Annotated in this window: 21 protein-coding genes and 3 pseudogenes; 7 read left to right on the plus strand and 17 right to left on the minus strand. The window is 51.1% G+C overall.

Annotated elements, in window-relative coordinates; genetic code table 11:
- Positions 1 to 21: 21 nt before the first annotated feature.
- From FLT43_RS04725 to metH, 4 genes are all read right to left on the minus strand, one after another.
- Positions 22 to 852: a TIGR01457 family HAD-type hydrolase gene (locus tag FLT43_RS04725; protein WP_087441812.1), complete on the minus strand. Its 831-nt coding sequence runs from the start codon at positions 850 to 852 to the stop codon at positions 22 to 24.
- Positions 853 to 897: 45 nt separating this feature from the next.
- The gene (locus FLT43_RS04730; protein WP_087441813.1) at positions 898 to 1,983 is read right to left on the minus strand and encodes a Gfo/Idh/MocA family protein; all 1,086 of its coding nucleotides are present in this window, start codon (positions 1,981 to 1,983) and stop codon (positions 898 to 900) included.
- A 288-nt stretch (positions 1,984 to 2,271) separates the two neighbouring features.
- Positions 2,272 to 3,213 carry a ribonuclease Z gene (rnz, locus tag FLT43_RS04735; RefSeq protein WP_087441814.1) on the minus strand — a complete coding sequence of 314 codons (942 nt, stop codon included), beginning with the start codon at positions 3,211 to 3,213 and terminating at the stop codon, positions 2,272 to 2,274.
- Positions 3,214 to 3,410: 197 nt separating this feature from the next.
- On the minus strand, positions 3,411 to 6,848 hold the full coding sequence (gene metH / locus FLT43_RS04740; RefSeq protein WP_087441815.1) for a methionine synthase: 3,438 nt from the start codon (positions 6,846 to 6,848) through the stop codon (positions 3,411 to 3,413).
- Between the two features lie 163 nt (positions 6,849 to 7,011).
- Between metH and FLT43_RS04745 the strand changes: the two genes are divergently transcribed.
- Positions 7,012 to 7,554, plus strand: coding sequence for a 1,2-dihydroxy-3-keto-5-methylthiopentene dioxygenase (locus FLT43_RS04745; protein ID WP_087441816.1), 543 nt, complete (start codon positions 7,012 to 7,014; stop codon positions 7,552 to 7,554).
- Between the two features lie 58 nt (positions 7,555 to 7,612).
- On the opposite strand, the gene FLT43_RS04750 is transcribed toward FLT43_RS04745, so the two are convergent.
- The 5 genes from FLT43_RS04750 to FLT43_RS04770 form a co-directional block, all read right to left on the minus strand.
- Complete coding sequence (locus tag FLT43_RS04750; RefSeq protein WP_087441817.1) at positions 7,613 to 8,065, minus strand: FixH family protein; 453 nt, start codon at positions 8,063 to 8,065, stop codon at positions 7,613 to 7,615.
- A 224-nt stretch (positions 8,066 to 8,289) separates the two neighbouring features.
- Positions 8,290 to 9,099 (minus strand): HAD family hydrolase, encoded by an 810-nt coding sequence (locus tag FLT43_RS04755; RefSeq protein WP_087441818.1) that lies wholly within the window; start codon positions 9,097 to 9,099, stop codon positions 8,290 to 8,292.
- A gap of 33 nt (positions 9,100 to 9,132) precedes the next feature.
- On the minus strand, positions 9,133 to 9,717 hold the full coding sequence (locus FLT43_RS04760; protein WP_087441819.1) for a methyltransferase: 585 nt from the start codon (positions 9,715 to 9,717) through the stop codon (positions 9,133 to 9,135).
- 32 nt (positions 9,718 to 9,749) lie between these two features.
- Positions 9,750 to 9,965 (minus strand): DUF896 domain-containing protein, encoded by a 216-nt coding sequence (locus FLT43_RS04765; protein WP_087441820.1) that lies wholly within the window; start codon positions 9,963 to 9,965, stop codon positions 9,750 to 9,752.
- Positions 9,966 to 10,127: 162 nt separating this feature from the next.
- Complete coding sequence (locus FLT43_RS04770; RefSeq protein WP_087441821.1) at positions 10,128 to 10,508, minus strand: LysM peptidoglycan-binding domain-containing protein; 381 nt, start codon at positions 10,506 to 10,508, stop codon at positions 10,128 to 10,130.
- A gap of 249 nt (positions 10,509 to 10,757) precedes the next feature.
- Here FLT43_RS04770 and lexA point away from each other — a divergent pair, with 249 nt between their 5' ends.
- Together lexA and FLT43_RS04780 are read left to right on the plus strand one after the other, a co-directional pair.
- Complete coding sequence (gene lexA, locus FLT43_RS04775; protein WP_087441822.1) at positions 10,758 to 11,384, plus strand: transcriptional repressor LexA; 627 nt, start codon at positions 10,758 to 10,760, stop codon at positions 11,382 to 11,384.
- A 111-nt stretch (positions 11,385 to 11,495) separates the two neighbouring features.
- Positions 11,496 to 11,758, plus strand: a pseudogene (locus FLT43_RS04780) (SDR family oxidoreductase); the annotation flags it as partial.
- Positions 11,759 to 12,393: 635 nt separating this feature from the next.
- On the opposite strand, the gene FLT43_RS29975 reads toward FLT43_RS04780, so the two are convergent.
- Together FLT43_RS29975 and FLT43_RS30775 are read right to left on the minus strand one after the other, a co-directional pair.
- On the minus strand, positions 12,394 to 12,498 hold the full coding sequence (locus FLT43_RS29975) for a sporulation protein YjcZ (RefSeq protein ID WP_244194133.1): 105 nt from the start codon (positions 12,496 to 12,498) through the stop codon (positions 12,394 to 12,396).
- A 687-nt stretch (positions 12,499 to 13,185) separates the two neighbouring features.
- Positions 13,186 to 13,326 (minus strand): annotated as a pseudogene (locus tag FLT43_RS30775) (transposase); the annotation flags it as partial.
- Between the two features lie 1,130 nt (positions 13,327 to 14,456).
- On the opposite strand from FLT43_RS30775, the gene FLT43_RS04790 reads away from it, so the two are divergent.
- The 4 genes and pseudogenes from FLT43_RS04790 to FLT43_RS30990 all read left to right on the plus strand — a co-directional run.
- On the plus strand, positions 14,457 to 14,846 hold the full coding sequence (locus tag FLT43_RS04790) for a hypothetical protein (RefSeq protein WP_087441823.1): 390 nt from the start codon (positions 14,457 to 14,459) through the stop codon (positions 14,844 to 14,846).
- On the plus strand, positions 14,812 to 15,471 hold the full coding sequence (locus tag FLT43_RS04795; protein WP_244194134.1) for an O-methyltransferase: 660 nt from the start codon (positions 14,812 to 14,814) through the stop codon (positions 15,469 to 15,471). The genes FLT43_RS04790 and FLT43_RS04795 overlap by 35 nt, the downstream gene beginning before the upstream one ends.
- Positions 15,472 to 16,661: 1,190 nt before the next feature.
- Positions 16,662 to 16,946, plus strand: coding sequence for a DUF2642 domain-containing protein (locus FLT43_RS04800; RefSeq protein WP_244194135.1), 285 nt, complete (start codon positions 16,662 to 16,664; stop codon positions 16,944 to 16,946).
- A gap of 1,033 nt (positions 16,947 to 17,979) precedes the next feature.
- A pseudogene (locus tag FLT43_RS30990) lies at positions 17,980 to 18,490 on the plus strand (site-specific integrase); the annotation flags it as partial.
- A 104-nt stretch (positions 18,491 to 18,594) separates the two neighbouring features.
- Here the strand turns inward: FLT43_RS30990 and glnA are convergent.
- The 6 genes from glnA to FLT43_RS04835 form a co-directional block, all read right to left on the minus strand.
- Positions 18,595 to 19,923, minus strand: a complete 1,329-nt coding sequence (glnA, locus tag FLT43_RS04810; protein ID WP_087441827.1) for a type I glutamate--ammonia ligase — start codon at positions 19,921 to 19,923, stop codon at positions 18,595 to 18,597.
- 44 nt (positions 19,924 to 19,967) lie between these two features.
- The gene (locus FLT43_RS04815; RefSeq protein ID WP_087441828.1) at positions 19,968 to 20,378 is read right to left on the minus strand and encodes a MerR family transcriptional regulator; all 411 of its coding nucleotides are present in this window, start codon (positions 20,376 to 20,378) and stop codon (positions 19,968 to 19,970) included.
- A gap of 96 nt (positions 20,379 to 20,474) precedes the next feature.
- On the minus strand, positions 20,475 to 21,734 hold the full coding sequence (locus FLT43_RS04820) for a methionine gamma-lyase family protein (RefSeq protein WP_087441829.1): 1,260 nt from the start codon (positions 21,732 to 21,734) through the stop codon (positions 20,475 to 20,477).
- 56 nt (positions 21,735 to 21,790) lie between these two features.
- Positions 21,791 to 23,074 (minus strand): GTPase HflX, encoded by a 1,284-nt coding sequence (hflX, locus tag FLT43_RS04825; RefSeq protein WP_087441830.1) that lies wholly within the window; start codon positions 23,072 to 23,074, stop codon positions 21,791 to 21,793.
- A gap of 60 nt (positions 23,075 to 23,134) precedes the next feature.
- Positions 23,135 to 24,118, minus strand: coding sequence for an AAA family ATPase (locus tag FLT43_RS04830; RefSeq protein WP_087441831.1), 984 nt, complete (start codon positions 24,116 to 24,118; stop codon positions 23,135 to 23,137).
- Between the two features lie 101 nt (positions 24,119 to 24,219).
- Positions 24,220 to 24,855 (minus strand): YdcF family protein, encoded by a 636-nt coding sequence (locus FLT43_RS04835; protein WP_087441832.1) that lies wholly within the window; start codon positions 24,853 to 24,855, stop codon positions 24,220 to 24,222.
- Positions 24,856 to 24,858 lie beyond the last annotated feature (3 nt).

The raw sequence follows: 24,858 nt of genomic DNA on the forward strand, positions 1-24,858 counted from the left end.
AATTAATGGCGTTAATGCCGCTTATTCGTTAACATGCGCTTGTTCCATGAACCACTGCCGCAGCTCCTCCAGCGTAGCGCATATCATATCGGGATTGACTCCCGAGCGTTTCTGATAATCCTCGAGGTTGGCCGCTGTTGTAAGGCCTGTCAATACAAGCGCCGTCCGGCACCCCGCCTGCTGACCTGCCAGCATATCAGTCATCATATTATCGCCGATGACGATGGCTTCCTCCGCGCGGCAGCCCAGCCGTTCCAGTGCGGCGTCCATGATGATGCGGCTCGGCTTCCCGATCACGACGGGTTCAACTCCGGAGGCAGCCTGGATCGCCGCCCCGATCGACCCGGCTCCAGGGGAGAATCCCCGGTCGGAAGGCAGCATCAGATCCGGATTCGTCAGAATCGAGAGCGCTCCCTTGCGCACTGCGGCTGCGGCCGCTTCCAGCTTCGCATAACTCACGCTCCGGTCAATTCCCTGAACGACGATATCGATCTCTTCATTCCATACGGCCTCTACATCCGCCGTCCACGTAATTCCGGCATCCGTCAACGCTTGCTCCAGGCCCCGTTCCCCGATCATAAATACGCGGCGGCCCTGATATTTCTTCTGAATATACGATGCAGCAGCTTGTGCAGACGTGAGCACATCCTGACTTTTCGCATTGATTCCGAGCCCATTCAGCATGTCAGCAACTTCTTCCGGCGTACGCGACGAGTTGTTCGTCACGAACTGATACGGAATTCGGAGCTGCTGTAATGTCGAGACCAGCGCATCCGCTCCTTCAATCATCGTCGATCCGTGATACATCGTTCCATCCAGATCAATGCAGGCATACCATTTCGTGTCCATCATGATGCTTCCCCATTCCTTTCTTCGCTTGCCGTAACATGTCTAGGCCTACCGCTCCCGGTCGGCACGGATGACATGATCCACCCACTGCTCAACCGCATTGCCGTCTGCCAAGGTCGGAACGATATCCGACCAGCGTTCATCTCCGGACAATCGCAAAATGAAATGATGAAGCGCCGCAAAGTGGCTGTCCTGAAACACGCCCATCGTGGCCTTTTCGTCCGGGAGCAAATACAGGCTGTCCGGTTCAGGGAGCGCCGGATGCTGTCCGTTCAATAAATGAAGGGCCGGCATCTTGTCCCGTTCCAGGTCGCAGGTTATGCTCCCCTTCGTACCGACGATGTCTATCCGGAACGCCTCAGCGCCATAAGCAATCCGGGATACTTCCACCATCCCATGGACGCCGCTCTCTGTCTTATAGGTCATGACGCCCCAATCATCGACATGGACCGGGACACGCTCTTCTGAGCCGGCCGTCTTCGGCCGCTCCGGCACAAACGTATGTACATGACCATCCACGCTCGCGAAATCACCGAACCAGTGACGGATCAGATCAAGCGCATGCACGCCGATATCCGTAATGGCTCCTCCGCCGGACAAAGAGTCGCTCAGCCTCCAACTGAAAGGCCTTGATTCGCTCAAATATCCGGAACGCAGATAAGCGATTTTGCATTGCAGAACTTCGCCGACCAGCCCCGCCTCCAGCCAGGACCGGATGCGCATGACAGCCGGGTGATAACGAAATACAAATGCGAGCTGCTGCGGGTGCTGTGCGGGTATCTCCCCTACCAACTCTTTCGTCGCCTGCGCATTGTCCGTTACCGGCTTCTCGCAATATACAGCCTGCCGGCGGGCGACCGCGGTTCTGACTTGATCTGCGTGCAGCGCATTCGGTGTGCAAATGCTAACCGCATCAGAGCCTTCGATCTGAAGCGCCTCTTCCAACGAATTCGTAATATGGGCAAATCCGATGCGGCGTGCCTGGACGCCCACCTCTTCGGGCCGTCTGGTGACCAACGCGTGGAGATATAGCTCCACGGGCAGCGGCTTCACAATCGGCAGCGTTCTCAATGCAATCATATGGGTTTTGGCGATCGTGCCGAACCCTACTATAGAGAAACCAAGCTTCTGCATGGAGGATTCCACCTTTCCTAATTCCCGCCTTCGCTCACGATAGGTTGCCGGGAAATACTCAACTTTGATCCATTGTAAAGAACCGCCACTCCGCTTGCAAGGCTGGATATTAGAATGACCCGTCCATTTTCGACGGTACGCCGCGTCGATCGACGTCGAAATTCCCTCTAAGTCTCCCGTTCCGCCCCGTATGGTGCACCCATTGTCAACTTGTGCGCTTTCCCGGAAAATAATACCCCGAAGCATCCGGGCTTCGCCAAACAGTCGGCACTCCGATTACAGGCTTCGCTAGCGGCTATTGTCCGGTTCCATCGCGAGCGGAACGGCAAGCAGGTCGTCGGCGAGCACTGTGGAGGGAAAGATCGCCCTCGCCTCGGCCAGCAAATGAGCCAACGTCTCCTCTTCTTTGTAGCGCGAGCTGAAGTGGTTCAACACCAGCTTGCCCGCGTCGGCCTTCATGGCGATAGCGGCTGCATCCGCGGCGGTGCTGTGGCCGTATTCATGCGCATTGCCGCGCTTATCTTCCATGAACGTAGCTTCATGAACAAGGACATCCGCCCCTTCCGCCAACCGTACCGCATTCTCGCACGGCCGCGTATCGCCTAATATCGCGACCACCTTCCCCGGTATCGGTTCTCCCAGGACGGCCGCAGCCGCAATGCGCCGCCCGTCCGGCAGCGTGACATCCTCCCCGCGCTTAAGCTTGCCATAGATCGGTCCGGGTGGAATCCCCATCTGCTCAAGCACCTCAATGCGCAGCTTGCCCGGACGGGCCAGCTCCTCAACCCGGTAGCCATAGGAAGGCACACGGTGATCCAACGGAAGTCCGGTGACCCGGAAGCTGTCGTCGGACCAGATTAAGCCCGGCCCGATCTCCTGGATATGCAGCGCATAGGGCAAATGCGTATCACTTACTCGAAACGCGGTCTCCATGAATTCGCTCAGCCCTGCCGGTCCGAACACGGTCAACGGGTCAACTCCGCCCTGATAAGCTCTGCTGGACAACAGCCCCGGCAACCCGAATAAATGATCCCCGTGCAAATGCGTAATAAAAATAAATTCGCACTTGCCAAGCTTCAATGGAGAACGAAGAACTTGATGCTGCGTCCCTTCGCCGCAATCGAACATCCAGAACGTTCCCCGTTCTTCCTGCAAGCGAAGCACGAGGCTGCTTACATTGCGCCGGGTAGTCGGCATGCCAGCCCCAGTGCCGAGAAAATAAAGATCCATGGCCTTGTCTCCCCCTTTACTTCATGATATAAAATAATTTCGGTTACTGATAGTGCATTCGTAGTAAGCTATACCCAACTGCGCTTCGTTCGATTCCGCCCCTGCCCCTACAAAACAAAACCTCCGCACCAGCCTATAGAGAAAGCGGTGCGGAGTTGCTGTTGTGTGACCCATTATGCTGAAAGGTTCCTTACGCCTTATGCCTTATCCACGTTGAAGTACGTTCCTTGCGGATGAGCGAATACCATCGCGGTGACGGAGGCTTCCGGCTCCATCATGAAGCCTTCCGTTAAGTGCACGCCGATATCCTCCGGCTGCATGAGGCGGAACAGCGGCTCCTGATCCTCCAGGTTCGGACAGGCCGGATAACCGAACGACACCCGAATGCCCTGGTATCTGGCGCCGAACCGTTCCTTCATCGTCATCTCGGCAGGATCGGGGATACCCCATACTTCCCGCATCATGTGGTGAATCCGCTCAGCCAGACCTTCCGCCAGCTCCAACGCCACCGACTGCAGGGCGTGGGAACGCAGATACTCGCCTTGGTGCTTGAACTCATCAGACCGTTCGCGGACTCCCTTCCCGGCCGTTACGACCAGGAAGCCGACATAATCCATGACGCCGCTCTCCTTCGATCGCAGGAAATCAGCCAGACACATATAAGGATCGACCTGCTGCCGCGGGAACGTGAAGGTATGGAGCACTTCATCCTGCCGCTCCGGATTATAAATATGAATGGAATCCCCTTCCGACTGCGCCGGGAAGAAACGATACATCGCGTTGGCTTGCAGCACGCCGCTCTCCGCTTCCTCGCGCAAAATCCGATCTACCGTCTCCTTCAGCTCGACCGTCTTCGGATCGCGCTCCTTCAAGCGCTGCTCGACGGACCCGCGCATGCCGAGGTGATGCCCAAGCAGCATCTGCATATTCACGTACGGAATCACTTGCGGCACGGGTATATTACGCAGCACGTGGCGTTCCAGATCCGGCGGAAGCTGCACCGGCGCTTCCTTGATCGCCGAGCGGACCGCACGGGTCAGCTTCGGCAGCTTCTGCTCCCCTTCCTCTTCCTTCGCTAGCCGTTCCTTATGGGCACGCAGCTCATCGACGAGAAGCTGCCGTTCCTCGGCGTTCATCAGCTTGTTCGCCAAGTCCAGCCCCTCCATTGCATCTTTGGCATACAGGACAAGGCCGTCATATTCCGGAATGATCCGGTTTTTCGTAAATTTGCGCGTCAGCGCCGCGCCGCCGACCATAATCGGCACATCGATGCCGGCGCTCCGCAGATCTTGCGCGGTCACAACCATCTGTTGGGCCGATTTGACCAGCAGACCAGATAAGCCAATCGCATCCGGCTTTTCCTTGCGGTAAGCTTCAATCAGTTGTTCAGGCGGAACTTTGATCCCGAGATTAATAATTTCATAGCCGTTGTTGGACAGAATGATTTCAACCAGGTTCTTCCCAATATCATGGACGTCGCCTTTTACGGTGGCGAGCAATATTTTCCCCTTGACTGCAGATTCGTTCTTCTCCATATGCGGCTCGAGGAAGGCAACGGATGCCTTCATCACCTCCGCGCTCTGCAGCACCTCGGCCACGATCAGCTCATTGTTATTGAACAGGCGGCCAACCTCTTCCATTCCTTTCATCAGCGGGCCGTTAATTATGTCAAGCGGCGGATATTTGTCCAGAGCGAGCGCCAGATCCGGGGTAAGTCCTTCCTTCGTGCCCTCCACTATATAAGAAGCAAGCCGTTCCTCCAACGGAAGATCGTTCGTTTTCACCTTCTTCTCTACTGCCCGGTTGCGGAACGCGGCCACGAACTCGGCAAGCGTCTCGTCATTCGTCTCGTAGAGAAGCGCCTCGGACAGCTTCCGCTCATGCTCCGGTATGGAAGCATATCGCTCCAGCTTCTCCGTGTTGACAATCGCGTAGTCGAGTCCCGCCTTGGTGCACTCATATAGAAAGACAGAATTCAGGACTTCCCGGCCGGCCTCCGGCAAGCCGAACGATATGTTGCTGACGCCGAGTATCGATTGGCAGCGGGGCATCGCTTCTTTGATGAGGCGGATGCCTTCGATCGTTTCTTTCGCCGAGCCGATATATTGCTCATCCCCGGTTCCGACCGGGAACACCAGCGGATCGAAGATGATATTTTCCGGCTCGATGCCAAAATCATTGACCAGAATATCATAGGAGCGCTGAGCGACCTCGAGCTTATCCTCCCGGGTAATGGCCTGACCGCGTTCATCGATCGTGCCGACGACGAGCGATGCGCCATAACGGTGCACTAATGGAACGACATTCTCGAATTTTTCCAGTCCGTCCTCCAGATTAACCGAGTTAATGATCGCCTTGCCTTGCGTATATTTTAATGCCAGCTCCAACACTTCCGGGTCCGTCGTGTCGATGACGAGCGGCACTTTGACCTTCTTTACCACTTCCTGCAAAAACACGCGCATATCTTCTGTCTCATCCCGATCCGGATCCTGAAGGCACACATCGATGACATGAGCTCCGCTCTTCACTTGGGCACGCGCCACCTCTGCCGCTTCTTCAATCTTGCCTTCCCTGATTAACCGCTTGAACTTGCGCGAGCCCAGCACGTTCGTCCGTTCGCCGACCATGTATGGGCGGCTCTCATTCTCGATATATACAGTCTCGATTCCGGATACGGCCGGCGGGTGGCTTCCGGCTTGCTGACGAGGCTCGTATTTATCCAACTCCTCCTTCAGCACACGGATATGCTCCGGCGTTGTCCCGCAGCAGCCGCCTGCAATATTCAGCCAGCCCTGTTCGGCGAAGGTGGCGATTTTGCGGGCGAGCGATTCCGGGGATTCGTGATAATGTCCGTTCTCGTCAGGCAGGCCTGCATTCGGGTAGCAGCTGATCGCCGCCCGGCTAATCGCGGAGAGCGATCGCAAATGATCGCGCATGAATTCCGGTCCGGTCGCACAGTTCAAGCCGATCGACACCGGATTCAGATGCTCGAGGGAGATATAGAAGGATTCAATATTTTGTCCGGCAAGGGTCGTTCCCATCGGCTCGATCGTGCCCGAAATCATTAACGGCAGCTTCTGTCCCGTCGTCTCCATCGCGCGTTGAATGGCAATCGAACCGGCTTTCACGTTCAACGTGTCTTGAGACGTCTCCAGCAGCAGCGCGTCGACTCCCGCTTCAATGAGCGCCAGGGCTTGTTCGTAATAGGTGTCTACCAGTTGATCGAAGGTAACCCCTCCGGTGACCGACAGCGTTTTCGTCGTTGGGCCCATCGCTCCGGCCACGTAGCGCGGCCAATCTGGCGTGCTGAACTTCTTCGCCGCCTCTACCGCCAGCTTCGCCGCTGCCAGATTCAATTCACGGGCCTGCTCCTGCAGATCGTACTCCGCGAGCACGATGCTGGTCGCGCCGAAGGTGTTCGTCTCCAGAATGTCAGCTCCGGCTTCAAGGTATTGTTCGTGTATTCGTGAAATGACGTCAGGACGAGTCAGAACGAGCATTTCGTTACATCCGTCCAAATGTTCGCCTCCGAAATCTTCCGGCGATAAATCCGCCTGCTGAATCATCGTTCCCATCGCACCGTCTAGAATGAGAATACGTTCTTGAAGTCGTTCTTCTAATGTTGGTTTCTTCATCCTTCTGCCCACCCTCTGTCAAACGTTTAGAACCTAGTTTAACAGAAGTGCAACGTTTAGGAAAGACTTGCGATCTTTTCACTCGATTGGCTCTTGCCCATTCATTTCCTGTGTACTATAATACAATCACAATTATTCTGATTATGAAAGTAGGGATTGGCGAATGGCTGAGATTCGGATTCGAAACACGAACGAAAAAATTACTGGAGAAGAGAATGTTCGTAAGTTCCTGGAGGGGCAAGGCGTGCTGTATGAGCATTGGAATCCGAACAAATTAGACGCCTCCCTGCAAGACAAATTTGTGCTGACCGATGACGAGAAGCAGGCGATCCTTGACACATTCGATGACGAAGTCCGTGACTTGGCCGCGCGCAGAGGGTATCGGACATGGGACATTATCGCACTCTCCGACGCGACGCCGAATATTGAAGATCTGCTCAAAAAATTCGAGCAAGTTCATACTCATACCGAAGATGAGGTAAGAGCGATAACCGCCGGCAACGGCATCTTCGTTATTAAAGGATCCGATGACGTCGGCTATATGGATGTCATTCTGTCTGCGGGCGATGTCATCTCCGTTCCGGAGAACAAGCCGCACTATTTCACCTTAATGGAAAATCGCAAAATTGTAGCCGTTCGCTTATTTATCGAAACCGAGGGCTGGATCGCTCATCCGTATGCGGATCCGTCCTTCCAGCAAGCGTGATCGGATTGAATGGCCAAAAAAGCCCTGTCGCCATGACAGGGCTTCCTTCCTTGCTTGTTTATTTGACTTCGAATTGCTTCTTCGGCATCGAATGCATATCTCGTGCTGTTACATGGGAGATCACATTATATGTGCCCGCTTTATCAAACGTATGCTCGAATTGATATGTACCATCCTGCGTGAACGAACCTTCGGCTCGCTCATGCTGTTCTTCCCCTTCCAGCCAATACTCGAACTCCACTTTGTCCGCATCATCCACCGCTTGTTCGTTCTGTGTAACGCGAGCGGTTATCGTGACAGGCTCATTCGCTTTGACTTCCGCAGGAACCTGCAGGTCTACTTTGATCAAGTCCGGTACCGCCCCATCCTGCCCATGCTCATCGTGCCCGCTGTGATCGCCGGAGCCATTGTGGCTCGCATGCTCGCCGCCATTGCTATTGCCATTTCCGCAGGCTGCAGCGAAAATAAGCATCAGGCAAAGCGATAGCGCCAACATTGCCTTCTTCATCATGCCCATTCACTCCTTAGCTATTCCAAACCTCTCTATATATTCATTATAAACAACAATACTTCGTAAGATATGACTCGATCGGGCTAGATCCTGAACAGTTATGTGACGGTTATGTGACATTCATCACATCAAAATCTGCGCATGACAGCTCCGCGGCGTACAATTTGACCCCCATCAAGCAAGAAAGCCCGCCCTTCAGGCAGACTTCCCTATCATTTATAGGCTTACTTTAACGCCGCTTGATTTATCGATTCAATCACGCCGATCAGTTCCATCAAGTTGGTTATCTCGTGTTCGGGCCGGATATTGCCGGTCAATGTCACGCCCTTGCGATTAATCCAGGCATGATGCATTCCAACATTTTGCGCACCCAATATATCCGTGGTCAGCTTGTCCCCAACCATCAAGCCTTCATGAGGACCGATGCCCAGTAATGACATCGCGTGGCGGAACAGACTCGGTGCAGGCTTCCCTTCCGGATGATGACCGGAGATGACGATATGATCGAAGAACGGAATGATATCAGGAATGCCATCAAGCTTTTCCTGCTGCAAATCCGGAGCCCCGTTCGTCAAGAGGAGCAATTGATAATGAGGCTTCAACGCCCGCAAAATATCATACGTCTCCTCATATACGTAAGAACGCGACCGACGTTCGCGCATGAATCGCTCCGCCAGCTCCGCTCCCAGCGCCTCATCCTCGCACCCTGATTGGCGAAGACCTGTCGTCCATGAGGCGGTCCGGTAAGCCGGCGCCAACTGCTGCAGGCTTCGGAACTGCTCATGCTCTCCCCCGGTAAAATGCCCCCATAACGCCTCAAAAGGATTGATGCCAATATTGGTCGTGAAGGCGTAGGTTGCATAGGTTTCATATAACGCTCTTGCAGCGTTCCGCACCTCGGTCTCCAATTGTTCCGCGTCTACTCTCGCTGTGGAGTGCGCATAGTGACACACAGCGGCAAAGGCTTCCTCCACACACCGCTCATCCCACAGCAGCGTGTCATCCAGATCGAATAATACGGCACGTATGGCCATTGCGTCTCCCCCCTTGTCTCCACTCTGGCAAAACTACTTCTTCGGCTTCACGAAGACGACCTTATCCGACTGCTCCGTCTCCTTGGACTTATCGTTCTTGTCTGCTTTTGAACTCTCTTCGTACGCTATCTGGTTCTGGGCAGCGAACTGCTGCAGCCGCGCATGCATCGCTTCGATATCATAGCGGTTCATCATACGGGAGAACACCCAGTTCGCGCCTTTGCCGTTCTTTTCAATAACGATGAAGCCAGGCTGATACGTTATTTTTTTGATGTCTTCCACTTTGAGCGTACGCAGCCGATTCCATTTTGTCGTGCTTAGTTCGTCTTTCGTGACCCGTAAAAAGGGCCGGCGCAAAAACAGCATCAATGCCAATGCCAAATAACAAATAACAGTTATCCAGTACAGCGTAGGGGACGGCAGGTTCGTGCCAACACTGCCAAGCAGCCCATAAATGATCGTAAACCCGGTCAATATCAAAGGAAGAATAAAATTCCGGCCCTTGAATTCATCGAAAGCAACCGTATGGGAAGCGATCCCCGGCTTGCCCTGCTTTTTGCGTTGCTTGTTCAACTGAGCGCTATTGCGCCGTACTTGACGTTCCCAACTACGCGACATCCCATCCAGACCTCCTATATATGCTAAACACTCTAATGAACGGTGCTTCCCGGTTGATTGTTCTGTTCGCCTTCTTCGTCTTCCACATAGCGAATGCTGTCCAACTTGTTGCGTACCTGCTGCCGGAACAATACGAGGTATTGCTCTCTAAGCGCGGCCCGTTCCGCCAGTTCCTCCGAGTTCAGCCCTACGCTCTTATGCTTGCGGGCCAGCTCGTTGATGCGCGCGATTAATTTATCCATGTTCATCTTGTACCCTCCATACACTGGTGCATATCTTCTACTTTGACATGCTGCCTCAGCCTTGTCAAGCAAGCTGACGGCGAGAGAATACAAGAAGCACGTCTTCGGCCTCAATAGGAGAGAAAAGCGGTGCTGTGAGAAATATGATCCGTCACAGCGGAAATATCGTCAAGAAAATATCGGCACGTCAATGACGATGCCGGATTGCAGCGTATGCCCTCTTAAATCGTTCAATTGAATAATCTTGTATATGTATTCACGGGTATCCATTCCATTCGGTTTGTATTCCGTCGCGATCTCCCACAGGCTGTCCCCGGGCTGAACAAGTACGTGCTCCGTAACTACAGAAGGCTGCTCGGATACAATGTCGTCATCCCCCCATGCTTGGACGATTCCCGCACATAAAAGGAACAACAGAACAAAGAGCAATATCGCTCGAATCATCTTCCTTCTATTATAACGGTTCTGCTCTACAGGTTGATGCATAGATAATCTTGCTTCCGTTCGATATGCATAATTCCGTCTCGGGTTATATACCACTTGGCTCATGTTCGCCCACTCCCCAAACACTTGTTCTATTCTTGTTGTCCATAATGTAGCACGAACATACGTTCAGGTCAACAGTTTTTAAGGAACGTGCGTTCTCTTTTTTATTTCCCGAATCCCATTAAGTGACGTTTCCCGAAAGGAAAACGAAAAAAACCGCATAAAATCAAGGTTTTTTAGAACTTACGTTTGTGCGAACGGAGGTTCTATGGTATAATTTTGACAAAAGAGCATTCATTGGAGTTGATATCTTTGTCTAAAATATCAAGTCGACAACAAGCGATCCTTGATTTTATACGTGATGAAGTCCGCACCAAGGGTTATCCTCCTTCCGTAAGAGAGATCGGGGAAGCTGTCGGCCTCGCATCGAGTTCTACCGTGCACGGCCATCTGGACCGGCTGGAGAAGAAAGGCTTTATCCGCCGGGACCCAACGAAGCCAAGAGCAATCGAACTGCTGAGCGAACAATCGGATCGCCATTCGGAATTCAGCCATGCCGTGGCACGCGTTCCCGTCATCGGGAAGGTAACGGCCGGAGAACCGATTACGGCAACAGAGAACATCGAAGATTACTTCCCTCTTCCGGTGCATATGGTGGGAGATGATGACAACATCTTTATGCTATCCGTAGTCGGCGACAGCATGATCGAAGCCGGAATACATAACGGAGACTACGTTATCGTCCGCCAGCAGCAGACAGCGAACAACGGTGAAATTGTCGTAGCCATGACCGAGGAGAACGAAGCAACCGTAAAGACATTCTACAAGGAACGCGATCATATCCGCCTTCAGCCGGAGAATCCGACATTTGAGCCGATCCGGTTGAAGCATGTGACGATTTTGGGCAAAGTGATTGGGTTGTTCCGTGATTTTCATTAATGGTTACAACCAATGGGAGCAAGTGTAAAGAAGCCGCTTTGGATACAGCAGTTCTGTATTCGGAAGCGGCTTTTTGACGAGTCCGGGCCATATGTCATGATTCATTCGGGGGCTGAAGCCGTCGCGTTCGCCAAGGAAGGCGCCGACATCGCGATGGTGTATTTGAATGAGCATGCCGAGGAAGCAAGCGGCGTCAGGCAGGCCGGACGCGCTGCGTGCTTATCGGTCGCGACATTGGAGAAGAATCGTTCTGTAACCATACTGTGGAACAGACCGTAAAGGAGCTTGGGAAGCTGGACATATTAGTCAATAATGCTGGCGAACAGCATCCGCTGGAGCGCATCGGTCGCATTTCAGATGCACAGCTTCAAAGAATGCCGGTGCAGCGCCCTAGATGACCTGAAAAGCTCGCTCCCAGCTACGTCTATCTGGCAAGTGCTGATTCCTCTTACGTCACCGGACAGAGTTTGCATGTCAACGGGGGCGAAATTAAGTAATCATTATTCCTGGTACCGGGCGCTTTTACTAATGCCACCAGGATTCGACAATTTGATGCGCAACAGTCGGATCATATCCTTTCCCAATCAGATATGATACGGCTGCCGCTTCGCGCAACGCATGTTCAACCGATATGCAATGTGCTTCCTTTAATCCGTTTTGCACCCATGGCTCGACGGTCTGTAATGTTTCCATCTTTAAATGTTGAGTCTCCGAACATTCATGCGGATAGGAATGATGAGGATAAGAATAAGGGTTCATGTATGACCACGGGTTAAGAGACATTGAATATGGTTGGTATTGGTAACTCAAAGAAAAACAACTCCCCTCATAGTTCATACCTCATCATATGCCTATGGACCAATTATGCTCCAGTTCAAAAACAAATTATTGTAAGTCCTTCCTCCCATTTATCCGGGCATACAAAAACGGCCCTGCTGAATAAGCAGGACCTTGTACAGTAGGCTGCCTTTAATCGCAAATGCGCAAGGCGCTGACTCATAAAAAACGATTAGTAAATAAATGCACGGGAAACGATTACTAGCAGTATAAACAATACCAAAATTACACCTGTCGACGTCCAGAGCCCACCAATACCACAAGTAACTCCACCCATTCGAGTTACCTCCTTTCACTTGGTACTCCCATGATATTAGAATTACGGACGGTTTGACTTGGCTATAACCCATAGGCACAAAATTTGGGCCGTTAGTGCGAACGGCGCCCTCAACCGTGACCTTGCTGCTCCCAGGAGTGAAAGTGTTGTGCCATCACTTTCAGGATAGATACCCCTCAGCTTTAGCACAATCATTTAAAGCAATTACTCATAATGTAATACAGAAAGGAGGTGGCTTGAATGAGACGTCATCGTAGAACAATCACTGTTGTTCTTAAACGAGGTCAGAAAGTATTGGTAGTGTGTAGAAGAAAACGGAGAAGACATTGTTGGTAATTACTCATTTGTGTGGAGCACCGTAGAACCTTAGCGTTGGTGCTCCATCCCTTCCGCTGACGGCCTTGTTCTAGCCTTTCGGCGTCTTCAGATGTAGTGCAGTTTCTGCTGCCATTGGGGCACCTCCCCCGTGTATATCGTAAGAAAAAAAGCCTCGGAGTAATCCGAGGCTACTGAATAACTTGCGGTTTTAACTAAACAACTGAATACCGAGAATTATAAGATGGTTGGTATCCCTGAGTTTGGAATATCGGTCGTCTTTTCGCTTTTTAATTCTGCCTTAAAAGCTGGATTTCTTACTCCATCAGCTTTCGTGTTCTTATCAAATTACTCAAAAATTGCTTTGAGCTACAAGTACTTGAACATCCGAATCGTATCAATTACAGTTCTGCCGTTCTCTCGACAATAGTTCTGTTCGAGTTCCTCATACACGAAGGAAAAGTCAATGAGCCCAGTAATTTTGCGCAATATGCTGTCTTTGGGAACGACCAAGGAACCTCACATGCCCCATTCAACACAAACGAAACCGCAGAAGTTAAGTTACAAAAAACTCAACTATTACTGGCGTTGCAAGGTCAAGCGTATCGCCATCCGGAATCGTTATCGTTGTTACTGTCCTGGAAGCATCAGAGAACTCAAAATTCCCAAGATACCCCCAGGGGAGGAGCATAAGTGCCATAGTCTGACTATAAGTCACTCATAATCGTATTTTTCAAGTACTCATTAAATTCGGAATATTCATCTTCTGCACTACTCCTTGGATAACTCATGATGACAAGATTATAGGGCAAATTCTCTTTTCGGTAAGCAGGATGTTTATGTTCGTAAGGGTTTTCTTGAAACTGTTGTAGATATGCTCTTTATGGTTGTGCCAATTTTATACGATATTAGATAGAAGTCACAAGTTCGCGTATTTTGCCCTTTTCAGGAGCTGCTTCTACTTCATCATCAGTAGGTCTCATCAGTTATTAATTGCATATCGTAATTAAGTCCCGGAGGAGATTTCAATGTAAGACTATAATTAAAACGACCTCCATAAGTTTATCTATCAGGTAAAAGTCATTGTCTCCGTAACTTTCAATCGGCTCGATAAATTGAGCAAAATTGCTACCTCCTTCTGCATCTGATTCGCTTTAGTTCACATCAAAGACTATGGTTTTTGAATGATTCCTGACACAGCCTCCGTACTGTCCTCTTACTGAGCAGTATTCGGTCGTTGTCATCGTTATAACCCCAACAGGCCCCTTCCCTTTAAGGTCTATTAGGTTAGCCCGAATCGTTAACCCGCTGCTCCCCCATCCACTTTCAAGCACCCGGATCAGTATGTGCTCCATTTTTAAATGAAGACATGGTATTGGACCTACACTTGTAGTTCAGATCGCTGATTCAGCTCGTCTTGCCCTGTTTACCGCATCATGCCCCCGCAGCATGTCATTAAGGCAGTGCAATAAAATACGTTCATCCGCCTCGTAAAACTCCGGAAAAGCCAGATACGCAGATACCATTTTGGAAAATTAATTACTATGGTCTCTTTAGATGTGCATCGACACATTGTATACGTTTGTATACAATTCATAACAAAGTAATATGTATTCAATTGTATACAAGTGGAGGGTTTTAAAATGAAAGATGAAGTATTTAGAGATTTTAAGAAAGAGAGACATCATCATGGTGAACGTTACAAAGGAAAAGATAGTTCACACCAGCGGGGTCCAAAAACCTTTCGACGTGGGAGGGCAATTGCTTTTTTAGAGATGTTGAATCTTAAGCGTTCCACCATTAAACAACAGTTAGATCAACCAGAGTTTGAATCGATTCATCAAATTTTAGTTGGTGAATTAAAAGCCATCGATATGGTAATCAACGAATTTATTCAGTTATTTGAAATACACATAAGTGAAGCCATGGAAATACCCAAGACAAAGAATGAAGAAACGGAAACTTCTGTGTCGGAAAGCAAAGAGTTTAAAGCTAAAGATGAGAAAGGAAGTGAATCTGATGAAACAAATTAACAGTTATATCGATTCCGTATTTTATAAGCAAGATGCTCTTTTGGAGGATGTTATTTCATCCATACAAGAAAACGGAATGCCCGCCATATCGGTATCTCCTTCCTCTGGAAAACTCCTGACGATGCTTGTTTCCATTTCAAGGGCTAAAAATGTGTTGGAAATAGGGGCTCTGGGGGGCTACAGCGGGCTTTGCCTGGCCAGGGGATTCGGTATCGAAGGAAAATTAACCTCCCTTGAATTAGAGGAAGGTTACGCAGAATTAGCATACAGCAATCTTTCTAAAGCTGGCTTTGGTAATCAAGTCACCTATGTTACCGGACCGGCTTTGCAAAGTCTTGAAAAATTAGTTGCCAACAATAAACAATATGATTTTTTCTTTATTGATGCTGACAAGGAAAATTACGAAACTTACCTGACATATTGCATTAGTCTCGCGGAAGCGGGCGCTTTAATCGTTAGTGATAACGTACTGGCAGGCGGCACGGTAGCGGATCAGGACGCTCAGCCTAAGCGTTATACAGAAATAATGAAGAAATTCAATAAAACCGTGGCCAATCATCCTCAATTAGAATCACTGCTTATTCCAATAGGTGATGGGATGACCGTTTCCAAAGTTAAAAAATAAAGGATAACGGAAAAATAATATTTCGTTCAGCCGAGTTCCAATACGAATGGAATTGTTGAGAACCACAGAAGAGCCGGAATGGCAAATACCTCTACGGCTCTTTATACTCATAATTTTTTGTGGGCATTTGAGGGTATCGACCCGAATGACGCAAAAAATCTTCCCGTGCCCCCACAGTAAAAAAACCTCGATGCCTTAGAGGTCCAAGGGCTTCGATAATTAATATAAGGTCATATATTGATCGCGTTCCCACTGATGAACCTGTGTGCGGGTTTAAGTTTTTGCTTTTCACACAGTTGCATATTACTTGAAAAACCTTATAATAACAGGCTTTTTCGTAATCGGGAACATTATGTAACTTCATATGACTTCTTAATTGTGGGTGGTTTTGTGGGTGATTCGTACCATAAAAATAGCCCCGGAGTGATCCGGAGCTTCAGGTTGAGACAAACCCTCGCGAAATACTGCAGCCCCGGGAGTTCTTTATGTTCTTTGTCCATATTTCAAATACGAAGTTCAAATTATCAGATGGGTGACAGCCTTCCAGGTCCAGGTCGCCATTTTTTTGAGGTCATGGCAGCAAAAACTCGCTCTATTGTCTCCTTTCGCCCCGCATACATTCGTTGTTTTCCTCTGTTTGGCGAAGGTGGTCTGCCTCTTCAACATATTCAGCCCAAACATATCGCTTGATGCGTTTCACTGCATCTTTACTCTCACATTGTGTCCGGAGCGGACAAGCTTGGCAGATTGGCGGGTTCGAGCGATACATTTTAACCGTCACGATTCGTTGTTTCGTAAAACAGTAGCGCATTTGCTGGACATAGGGAACAGCCGTAGTGTTCATCGTCTCAACGTGTACTTGTACATATCTATCTCCCCCTTAGAGGGCCCGAAGGCCCTTAATGTAAACATGTATATTCCTTTAACAATTGGGTCCTGGTCATGAGAAATCTGCTTCGTGCCATCATCACAGTATTCGTGTGGATGTACCATTTGTATCTTCGTAGTGGACATAGATCATTTCATATCCATCGAGGCTTTCGAACAGGCAGAAGTGCTTGTGTGCTACCTTTTCTGCTTTATTCATACCTCTTTCCCCGCATAATACAACACGTTTCTGGGCATTCGTCCAATTCATTTTGTAGGCGACTGCATAGAATGCCATATAAATTATTTGGGAGGTAATTATTTTGAGTAGTCATCCAATGATGCATCAAATGCCTTATATGCACCACAAGTCCTATATGCACCACAAGCCATATATGCATCACAAGCCTATCGTGGTTTATCCTGTAAATCCTTGCGTTGTTGAAGCTTTAATGTGCCAAATTGGAAATGTTGTTATTCTGGAAACCACACGTGGTAGAATCGACGGATGTGTCCTGGATGTCAAACAAGACCATGTTTTGCTCGAACAAAGAAAAAAGAAATTTTTTGTCCGCATTGCAGAAATCGTTTGGATCATGCCAGAATAATTTGTGATATATGTCGGGGAGGTTCACCCTCCCCTTAGGTGCTGAGCGCCCATAGATTTAATATTCGAGGAATCAACTGCATCCGCCGATGTCGAAGAGGTCAATCTGCATCTCATTCTCGATTTCGTGATTTAGTCCCTAATCGGATACGGCTCGCCGACACGCTTCATAAAGCTGTATTGCTGAACCTTCCTGTATTCATTGACTGTGCTGCCGGCAGGATGGATTTACAGTTTAAGCCTTAGAGAGGCATAGTTCGCAAAAAACAATCGAGCTCAGGCTGTTGAGAAAGTCCAAGGGATTTTGTGGCACTTTATTTTTTATGTGGTGGATCTCGTCTCTCCGTAGAAAAAATCGATTTAAAACGCTAAGGGTCCAAGTTTTGAGTAGGAAAATGGACAATCTCCACCCCTTCGTAAAAAATTTTCCAACGGCCATTTCCCTAGACACGTCTATCCGGTAGGCGAATTCCGCAAAACTGCACGATTTCTCCAAGCACGCCTATTCGGTAAGCGAAATCCTGCGCCAATACAGCAATTCGATATGGACGACTTTACCAGAAAGGGAATCCTGCAAAACTGCAGGAATTTCACCCGTTTCGCTTTGACTTGAAGCAAAAGGGCCTAAAATGATGTAGATTTGCAGCAATTCCTCGGGATGTGGACTCATTGAGCCGAAATTCCTGTAAAATAGAAGCAATTCCCTCCACACGTTCAAGCCCCAGGAGGCAACGATGCCTCCAGAAGGCAATGATGCATCTTGAAGGCGATGATGCATCTTGAAGGCGATGATGCCCCCAGGATCCGACGCGGTCTCTTGGATCCCGTAAAATTAGGCCGTTGAGAAGTATTGGGGGATTTTCGCCACTTCATTTTTTATATCGTGGAGCTCGTCTCTCAGTAGAAAATATTCTGAGTGCCAAGTTTAGATTGTGTAAATGGACATCTCCACCCCTTCGTAAAAAACAGGCTTTTCCAACGGCCTGGAGCTGCACGAGTATAATATTAAACAACAAATCAAGCCATATTTCAAAGAAATTTTGCTAAAAGATATCAAGCCGATAATGTTCCAGAAATCAATTCAAGACCTTGGAATATCACGGCGAAGAATAAAAGAACTGTTCGGGGACATCAAAACGTATCGCTCTACTCGCGTAATTTCAATGAGTCAGTCTTTACCAATGATCTACGTTATCACATGAACTGCAAAATCAAAACAAGCTTGTCCTAAATGATGCATACCACCACGATCTGAATCTGGTACTATGTCGAGAAGACGGAAATTTCATGCCAAAATCATCACTCTTTAATGCCTTCTCCAGGATTCTGAATCGCGCCGGATTACCGCCATTGCCGATCCATTCGCTGCGCCATACCCACGCAGTCATATTGCTTGAGAGCGGCGCCGATATGAAGTATGTCCAGGAACGGCTTGGCCACGGAAGTATTCAAATTACATCGGACGTGTACGCCCACGTATCCAAAAAACTTGAGGCTACGAATATGGACAAGTTTGAGAATCACCTCAAAAACATTCTCGAATAAAATTGTGGGTGTTTTGTGGGTGCTCCACTCCGCTACCTTCCCCGCATCATTTCACCCACAAATTAAAAATCCCCAGAAGCCTTACGGCTCTAGGGATTAAAGAATTAATATAAGGTCATATACTGATCGCGTTCCCACTGATGAACCTGTGTGCGGTACATATCCCATTCGATTTCCTTCAGCTCCATGAAGTGCTGCAGCGCATGCTCGCCGAGCGAATCACAAATGATCTCGTCGCGGAGCAATGCTTCCAGCGCTTCCTTGAGGCTGGATGGCAAGCTTGGGATGCCTTCCGCTTCGCGCTCTTCGTCCGTCATCACGTAGATATTCCGGTCAGTCGGCGCTGGCAGGTCGGATTTTTTCTTGATTCCGTCCAATCCCGCATTCAGAATAGCGGCCAACGCCAAATACGGGTTCGCCGACGGATCCGGGTTGCGCACCTCAACCCGTGTGCTGAGACCGCGGGATGCGGGAATGCGAACCATCGGGCTGCGATTGCTTGCGGACCAAGCGACGTAGCATGGAGCCTCATATCCCGGAACGAGCCGCTTATAGGAGTTGACTGTCGGATTCGTTATGGCCGCGAAGCCGCGGGCATGCTTCAATACCCCGGCCATGAAGCGGCGGGCATCATCGCTCAAGCCCAGCTTATCCTTCTCGTCATAGAACGCATTCTCCTTGCCCTGGAACAGCGAGATGTTGCAGTGCATGCCGGAGCCGTTCACGCCGAACAACGGCTTCGCCATGAAGGTGGCGTGCAGGCCATGCTGGCGCGCGATCGTCTTCACGACGAGCTTGAAGGTCTGGATCTGGTCAGCGGCCTTGATGGCGTTCGCGTACTTGAAATCAATCTCATGCTGCCCCGGCGCCACTTCATGGTGGGAAGCTTCGATTTCAAAGCCCATTTCCTCCAGCTTCAATACAATCTCGCGACGGCAGTTCTCCCCCAGATCCGTCGGGGCCAAATCGAAATACCCGCCCTGATCGTTCAGCTCCATCGTCGGATTGCCCTTCTCATCCGTCTTGAACAGGAAGAACTCCGGCTCCGGTCCGACATTCATCGCCGTATAGCCCATTTCTTGCGCTTCCTTCAGCGCCCGCTTCAGAATGCCGCGCGGACATCCGGCGAACGGAACTCCGTCTGTTGTATATACGTCACAAATCAACCGTGCTACACGATCTTCCGTTACCCATGGGAATACCACCCAAGTATCCAGATCAGGCACCAGATACATATCTGATTCTTCAATCCGCACATAACCTTCGATAGAAGAGCCGTCAAACATCATTTTGTTGTCCAGCGCCTTGTTCAATTGGCTTACCGGGATCTCCACATTCTTGATCGTTCCCAGCAAATCCGTAAATTGAAGCCGGATAAATCGTACATTTTGTTCTTCCGCGATGCGTACAATGTCTTCTCTGGTGTAACCCATGGAGTAACATCTCCTTCTTGTGAACCTGGATTAGATTGGTTTGATCACTTCGTGAAGAAACGAGACAGTTCACCTTGAATCAATGACACTTGACCCGGTCTATTTCCGGAAATGAGCTGCTGCTTCAGCATTCGATGCAGTTGAGTCTCCGACAGTTCCTTGCGTTTGCTTTCCGAATCTTCGCTTAGCACGGTCGCCTCCTCGGATTCCTTGGAGACCGGATTCAGCACTTGCTTGATCCCGGCGATGTTCACACCCTTCTCAATAAGCGCCTTAATCTCCAGCAGCCGCTCTACATCATTGAATGAGAATAGACGCTGGTTGCCGGATGTGCGTGCAGGCATAATCAATTCATGCTGCTCGTAGTAACGAATCTGCCTTGCGGTCAAATCCGTCAGCTTCATTACGATGCCGATTGGAAACAAAGCCATATTTCTGCGAATTTCATCCCCCACCGCTCATCAACCTTCCTCTGGTGATCCCTTGCTTCCCTTCATTGTATCTCCCGTTCAAATAGGTGTCAACAGATGTCAGAAAAACTGACAGAAAAATCAGGACAGCTTCAGCAGCCCCCGCTCCACCATCGCGGACAATGCGGTCATCGCTCCCAGCTTCGCATGCGCATAAGTCAAGCCGCCCTGCATGTACGCCGTATACGGCTCCCTTATCGGCGCATCCGCCGACAGCTCCAGGCTCCCGCCCTGGATGAAGGTGCCGGCCGCCATAATAACCGGGTGCTCGTAGCCGGGCATTTCCCAAGGCACTGGCACGACATGGGCGTCGACGGCGGATGCCTTTTGAATCCCTTGCACGAAGGCGATCAGATGCTCGGCGGAATCGAAGCGGATCGCCTGGATCAGATCCGTCCGCGGTGCCGACCAGTGCGGGGACGATTCGAATCCGAGCTCCTCGAACATAGCCGCCGCAAAGACGCTGCCGCGCACGGCTTGTCCCACGATGCTCGGCGCAAGGAACAGTCCTTGGTACATGGCGCGCGTCATGCCAAGCATCGCCCCAACCTCGCCGCCGATGCCCGGTGCGGACAGACGTGCCGCCGCCGCTTCCACGAAGCGCCGCTTGCCGGCGATATAGCCTCCGGTCTCGGCGATGCCGCCCCCCGGATTTTTGATAAGGGAACCGGCAATGATATCCGCTCCGGCCTCCGTCGGCTCCAGCCGTTCCGTAAATTCGCCGTAGCAGTTATCGACGAACACGATTGCATCCGGGATCAGCCGCTTGACTTGGGTAACCATGTCCGCGATCTCATCGACGCGGAACGATGTCCGCCAGGCGTAGCCACGCGAGCGCTGAATGCCGATCACTCTGGTTCGCGGCGAGATCCGCCGCTCAACCTCCGCCCAATTGACCTGCCCTTCATCCGACAGCTCCACCTCGCCGTACTGAATGCCCCAGTCGCGAAGCGAGCCGGTCCCGTCGCCTTCCTGACCAATCACCTTGTGCAATGTATCATAAGGTGTTCCGGTAATATACAGCAGTTCATCACCCGGGCGGAGCACGGCGAACAGAGCGGTCGCGATCGTATGCGTCCCCGATACGAAATGAGGCCGCACAAGCGCCGCCTCCGCGCCGAATACGTCGGCATAGACCTCATCCAGCACTTCTCTGCCCCGATCATTGTAGCCGTAGCCCGTCGATCCGGCAAAATGATAATCGCTTACCTGATGCCGCTGAAAAGCCTGAATGACCTTCCATTGGTTCTGTTCCGCAATCGACTCGATGTCCCGGACCCGATCCTTGATTTTCTCCTCTACCCGTTCTGCCAGCTTCATCATCTCATCTGTAAATTGCATGATCCATTCATTCCCCTTGTTCCGACAACGCACTTCCCAACAAGCTCCCGTTGTACTTATGATAGATAAGGCTCCAGCTTGTAGCTATGGAGCTCTGCCTCCGCTCGATCGAGACGAACGGTCAACTGTACATTCTGGCCGTCCGCTTCCTGCTCCAGCACTTCGCCAATGCGATGAGCAAGCGCAATCAGATCGCCGCGTGCGCCCGGCAGCCGGTAGGTTACCGTGCGGCCCGACAGATGCTGCTGCACGGCAAGCCGCACCTGTTCAAGATCGGCTTCGTCGTACGCGCTGATCAAGAAATGGCTCTCATCCAAAGGCAGCATCTGGCGCTGCTCTTCGATGCACATATCCTTCTTATTATACAGCACAATCTGCGGCTTTGCCCCGGCGCCCAATTGCTGCAAAATATCATCGACGACCCGCATCTGCTCCTCCCGCATCAGAGAAGAGGCATCCACGACATGCAGAATGAGGTCCGCCTCATTTACTTCCTCCAGCGTCGCGCGGAATGAAGCGACAAGCTCATGCGGCAAATGCTGAATGAAGCCGACCGTATCCGTCAAAATCGTTAACTTGCCGTTCGGAAGCTCCCATTGCCGGGAGGTCGGATCCAGCGTGGCGAACAGCTGGTTCTCCACGTAGACATCCGCTTCCGTCAGCTGGCGTAGCAGCGTCGACTTGCCTGCGTTCGTATAGCCGACGAGCGCCACTTGAATCGCGCCGCTCTTCTTGCGGCGCTCGCGATAGACGCCGCGATGCCGGACGACCTCTTCCAGCTGGCGCTTCAGATCGGAGATGCGCCGCCGGATATGGCGCCGATCGGTCTCCAGCTTCGTCTCCCCCGGCCCGCGCGTTCCAATGCCGCCTCCTAGCCGGGATAAATTGCGTCCATGGCCCGATAACCGCGGCAGCAGATAAGATAGCTGTGCAAGTTCAACTTGAATAATCCCCTCTCTTGTCTTCGCACGCTGTGCAAATATATCCAGGATCAGCTGTGTCCGGTCAATAATCTTCACATCGAGCGCTTCTTCCAGATTGCGCACCTGGGCGCCGGACAACTCCTGATCGAAGATGGCGGTCGTCGCGTCAAGCTCCGCGATGACCGCTCCCAGTTCAGCAACCTTGCCTTTGCCTATGAACCATCTCGGATCGGCGCTCTCCCGCTGCTGCATCATGACCGACAGCACGGCAACGCCGGCCGTCTCCGCCAGCTGCACCAATTCCTGCAAGGAATCCTCCGGACGAAGCCGGCTTCGCCGGACTTCATCCGTAATGAGTGTCACCAAGACCGCACGGTCTTGAATATGTTGAGAAGTCTCATAGAACGTTCTTCGCATGCATTGAAGGTCTCCTTCATGTCATAGTGGCCGCTTCCCGCTTCTGTACCCCAGTATACCTCATTTGCGCTCCCATTTTAAATCTTCCGGACGAAGCGTCATCAGTTCCAGCTTGCCCGGCGACTGTTCCGGGTAGGTCTGCAGCAAGCGCACCGCTTGATTGCGCATCGCCTTCTCCATAACGTTGCGCACGAACCGCGCGTTGCTGAACAAGTTGGAAGACATAATTTTCTCGTCCAGAATGACGTTCTTCAGCTGCGAGAGCGATTGCGGCATCAACACATAATCCTGTTCCTTGGCAATGGATTCTGCAATCAACAGCAGCTGATCGACCGTATAATCGGGGAACTCGACTTGAATCGGAAAGCGGGAGGGCAACCCGGAATTGGTTTGCATCAACCAGTCCATTTCTTCCGAATAGCCTGCCAAGATCAGAACGAACTGGTTCTTCTGATCTTCCATCGCTTTTACTAGTGTGTCCACAGCTTCCTTGCCGAAATCTTTCTCGCCGCCGCGAGCCAGGCTATACGCTTCGTCAATGAACAAGACGCCGCCCATCGCCTTTTTGATCAAGTCACGTGTCTTTTGCGCCGTATGTCCTATATATTCCCCAACCAGATCCGCGCGCTCCACTTCGAGCAGATGGCCTTTGCTCAGCAATCCGAGCTGCTGGAACATTTTCGCCATAATCCGGGCAACCGTCGTCTTGCCCGTCCCCGGGTTCCCTTTAAAAATCATATGATAGACATGCGAGTGACATGTGAGGCCCGCTTCCTGGCGGCGGCGATTCATTTGCAGAATGGCATAGAGCTCAAACGCAATCTCCTTCATATGCTCCAGACCGACGAGCCGGTCCAGCTCCTTGCGGATGTCGGCAAAAGGCCCTTCTGCCTGCATGGCCGACTGATCCTGACCGGCCGTCCGGGCCTGATCCGGCTGAGCCGCGGACTCAGCCGGCGTGTCCACCGGACGGATGACGACATTAATTTGACGCGAAGGTCTTGTTTCTGCGTTCGATCCGGCCGCTTTGAGTCGTACGTTCATATGCGTCACCCTTTCGACGTTCAACTCCCGATCCTGCCATCCCGAGGCAGAACCGTCTATGTTGTTCAATATATTCTAGCGTCGAACAGGTTATTAGAAGTTTACGGAATCCACAACTCGTCCCATTTCCATTTCGTATAGGCCAACGATTCACGGCTGCGGTACCATAGCGGAGACAGCACCTCGCTGTTAACCGTTACAACCTGCGGCTGGTCATAATGGAGCGCCTGCGCGATCTCCAACGCGCGCATGCCGTGGAAATCATGCGTCACGATCGTGGCCGACGTCCAGCCTCGCTCTTGCATCATGCGCTGGCTGAAGCGGAGATTTTCCAGCGTGCTCGTCGACTCGCCTTCCAGTACGATGCGATCTTCGCTTACCCCGTGATCGATCAAATAGTGAGCCATGCCTTCGGCTTCCGTGAAGTTCGCATCCGGGCGATCCAACCCTCCGGACACGATAATATAATCGAAGCGCCCCTCCTTGTACAGCTCAAGCGCTTTGTTCAGCCGCTCCCGCAAGCCCGGACTCGGTTCGTCTCCCCAGAGCGAAGCGCCCAGCACGATGCCAATGTCCGTGCGGACGGGCTGTACCACATCAGGCATCGACGCTATCTTCCACTGTGTATAGGCCAACCACAGAAGGCCTGCGAACAGCAGCGTTCCGGCAAGTGACAGCAGCCTCGCCCGCAATCTGCCCTTATTTGTATGTACGCCAAGCTCTTGTCCTTGAATCATGCG

The sequence above is a fragment of the Paenibacillus thiaminolyticus genome (assembly GCF_007066085.1).
GTDB lineage: Bacteria > Bacillota > Bacilli > Paenibacillales > Paenibacillaceae > Paenibacillus_B > Paenibacillus_B thiaminolyticus.

Coding starts and splice junctions, on each gene's coding strand:
- FLT43_RS04755 (WP_087441818.1), bottom strand. CDS start 9,099: ATGGCCATACGTGCCGTATTATTCGATCTGGATGACACGCTGCTGTGG.
- FLT43_RS04820 (WP_087441829.1), bottom strand. CDS start 21,734: ATGCAATTTACAGATGAGATGATGAAGCTGGCAGAACGGGTAGAGGAG.
- FLT43_RS04770 (WP_087441821.1), bottom strand. CDS start 10,508: ATGAGCCAAGTGGTATATAACCCGAGACGGAATTATGCATATCGAACG.
- hflX (WP_087441830.1), bottom strand. CDS start 23,074: ATGCGAAGAACGTTCTATGAGACTTCTCAACATATTCAAGACCGTGCG.
- glnA (WP_087441827.1), bottom strand. CDS start 19,923: ATGGGTTACACCAGAGAAGACATTGTACGCATCGCGGAAGAACAAAAT.
- metH (WP_087441815.1), bottom strand. CDS start 6,848: ATGAAGAAACCAACATTAGAAGAACGACTTCAAGAACGTATTCTCATT.
- FLT43_RS04730 (WP_087441813.1), bottom strand. CDS start 1,983: ATGCAGAAGCTTGGTTTCTCTATAGTAGGGTTCGGCACGATCGCCAAA.
- FLT43_RS04750 (WP_087441817.1), bottom strand. CDS start 8,065: ATGATGAAGAAGGCAATGTTGGCGCTATCGCTTTGCCTGATGCTTATT.
- FLT43_RS04725 (WP_087441812.1), bottom strand. CDS start 852: ATGATGGACACGAAATGGTATGCCTGCATTGATCTGGATGGAACGATG.
- FLT43_RS04745 (WP_087441816.1), top strand. CDS start 7,012: ATGGCTGAGATTCGGATTCGAAACACGAACGAAAAAATTACTGGAGAA.
- FLT43_RS04790 (WP_087441823.1), top strand. CDS start 14,457: ATGAAAGATGAAGTATTTAGAGATTTTAAGAAAGAGAGACATCATCAT.
- FLT43_RS04835 (WP_087441832.1), bottom strand. CDS start 24,855: ATGATTCAAGGACAAGAGCTTGGCGTACATACAAATAAGGGCAGATTG.
- FLT43_RS04795 (WP_244194134.1), top strand. CDS start 14,812: ATGAGAAAGGAAGTGAATCTGATGAAACAAATTAACAGTTATATCGAT.
- FLT43_RS04830 (WP_087441831.1), bottom strand. CDS start 24,118: ATGAACGTACGACTCAAAGCGGCCGGATCGAACGCAGAAACAAGACCT.
- FLT43_RS04760 (WP_087441819.1), bottom strand. CDS start 9,717: ATGTCGCGTAGTTGGGAACGTCAAGTACGGCGCAATAGCGCTCAGTTG.
- FLT43_RS29975 (WP_244194133.1), bottom strand. CDS start 12,498: ATGGGTGGAGTTACTTGTGGTATTGGTGGGCTCTGGACGTCGACAGGT.
- rnz (WP_087441814.1), bottom strand. CDS start 3,213: ATGGATCTTTATTTTCTCGGCACTGGGGCTGGCATGCCGACTACCCGG.
- FLT43_RS04765 (WP_087441820.1), bottom strand. CDS start 9,965: ATGAACATGGATAAATTAATCGCGCGCATCAACGAGCTGGCCCGCAAG.